The organism is Microcystis sp. LEGE 00066, from assembly GCF_015207925.1.
Classification (GTDB): Bacteria; Cyanobacteriota; Cyanobacteriia; order Cyanobacteriales; family Microcystaceae; genus Microcystis; species Microcystis ichthyoblabe_A.
This window is the reverse complement of the sequence record NZ_JADEVX010000335.1, coordinates 1-1,802: the sequence shown is the minus strand read 5'-3', so window position 1 is coordinate 1,802 and position 1,802 is coordinate 1. Positions and strand designations below refer to the sequence as shown.

At 41.5% G+C, this 1,802-nt stretch carries 3 protein-coding genes; all 3 read right to left on the bottom strand.

Annotated elements, in window-relative coordinates; all coding sequences use genetic code 11:
- Positions 1 to 602 precede the first annotated feature (602 nt).
- The gene (locus IQ224_RS23265) at positions 603 to 845 is read right to left on the bottom strand and encodes an antitoxin family protein (protein WP_084990020.1); all 243 of its coding nucleotides are present in this window, start codon (positions 843 to 845) and stop codon (positions 603 to 605) included.
- Positions 846 to 999: 154 nt separating this feature from the next.
- The gene (locus IQ224_RS23260; RefSeq protein WP_002747119.1) at positions 1,000 to 1,197 is read right to left on the bottom strand and encodes a hypothetical protein; all 198 of its coding nucleotides are present in this window, start codon (positions 1,195 to 1,197) and stop codon (positions 1,000 to 1,002) included.
- On the bottom strand, positions 1,160 to 1,435 hold the full coding sequence (locus IQ224_RS23255) for a BrnT family toxin (RefSeq protein ID WP_194033544.1): 276 nt from the start codon (positions 1,433 to 1,435) through the stop codon (positions 1,160 to 1,162). The genes IQ224_RS23260 and IQ224_RS23255 overlap by 38 nt, the downstream gene beginning before the upstream one ends.
- Between the last annotated feature and the right edge of the window lie 367 nt (positions 1,436 to 1,802).

Below are 1,802 nucleotides of genomic sequence, written 5' to 3'. Positions count from 1 at the left end.
TCGCTCCATACCCCTTTTAATGCTATATATTCTCATTAACCCTTTTAACCTTTGAATTAATTTTAGTTATTATGTACTACTTTAATGGCTTTTTTGATCTGTGACAGTTGAGGGTGCGGAATGTGGGATCCAAGTCATAGTTGAAGGACTTGGCATACTCTTCACGGATTCAGTGGATCTCCTCGACAATTTCATCTGTCCACATGACTTAATCTCCCATCAGTTCGTTGGGTGTGCAAAGGATAGGCAATACCCAAATGGCTCAAGTTTGCGGCTTGCCGCTAAATATTCGCAGGCAACCTGCCAAATTAAAACTCCCTCTGTCAGATTAGCTACTAGAGAAGCTGCGATTGCCTGCTTGCTTACTAGGATAACGCGAATCATTGACGTAAATTAAAACAGGTTCTTCGGTTTATCTTATGCAATAGACGGGAGTTATAAGGGATGGAACCCTTATAGAGAAAGACATTGGGCGATTTTTGTCAATTGTTTTTTATCTAAAGCGAACTAATCAATTAAATCCCTTACCAGATAAAGATTTTGTTGATTTATGCCCCCCTATCGAACCATAACAAGTAACGAAGAGCCTTAAAACATTTGTGTCAACAGCGTTCATGCAACATATCTCTAGTAAACTGGGGAGCATTAGAGGGAATGGGGTTTTGTTGCATTCGCTCAACAAGCAGCCTTAAAAAATTCTGCCTAGCCGCAATATCGCTAATCTTTGGGGGAATAATTTGAGGTGATTTGACAAAAAGCTCCACCTCAGTGCCTTCAGGTAAATCGTAAGCTGTTTGAAGGATGAACGTACCACTATGATAAATTGCTTTCAAGGCTTGGGGCATGGGGAAATCTCTATCACAAGAATTAGGGGTGATTTAGTTAGCTGCTTACAGTCTAGCCTACACCAAGCAAATCCCGTGACGAACAATAGTCTGATAGTTTCATGTCCATATATTGCCATGCCTGACTATATCTGACTATATTTCTATTGAAACTTTACAATACATCGCCATCAATGGGGAGTGTAACTTGAGCCTTGGCTTTTGTAGCAGGTAAACCCCGCCGCACTACCGCCTTAGCAAACATTTCTGGCGTAATCTCTGGACAATCTGATAAATCAATATCTTCATCGCTCATCGCATCCAATCGTTGCCAATCAGTTTGAGAGTTGCTCGAAGTAGGTTCGTTGTTCATATTTCGTCGCTTTTCTTGCAGAAATAATACGGGTGCAATCCTCACGTTCTGTATGGACAACGGCAATCACTCGCCCTTGCAACAAACCGAATGTGACAAAACGCTGCTCTCCATAACCGTAACGATCCTCCTCAACCGTTACAATATCCCCATCAAACACGGCTGGAACATCGGTAAAATCTATTCCGTGCTTACGAAGATTAGCAAGACGTTTTGCTTCATCCCATTTATATTCCATAACCGAACGACAGCTACAATAACCAATTGTAGTTACAAATTGTCGTTACAGCTATCCATGCCAAGCAATTTTTATCGTCAATGAATGCCCCGCAAGCAACTTCAAGCCACTGTCTTAAACGAGGACTGGCCGCGTAACGCCCGAACTCACCCGCCGCTATTGATTTTGGCTAATCCAAAAATAATATAACACAGGTCGGCTGCAGTGATTTCTTAGACAGTCGCTACTCGATTATTTAACCCAGCAATTCTCATTTTGAAATAAATAGAGCATTAACCCCGATTTTGGCATGGGCATATAGTACAAAGTAACTATTTTTGAGGAGAGGCGATCACCCAAAAAAACAGTTGGCTGGACAAATTAAGTA

Excerpts from the sequence above, each read along its gene's own strand:
- IQ224_RS23265 (WP_084990020.1), bottom strand. The coding sequence starts at position 845 with ATGCCCCAAGCCTTGAAAGCAATTTATCATAGTGGTACGTTCATCCTT.
- IQ224_RS23260 (WP_002747119.1), bottom strand. The coding sequence starts at position 1,197 with ATGAACAACGAACCTACTTCGAGCAACTCTCAAACTGATTGGCAACGA.
- IQ224_RS23255 (WP_194033544.1), bottom strand. The coding sequence starts at position 1,435 with ATGGAATATAAATGGGATGAAGCAAAACGTCTTGCTAATCTTCGTAAG.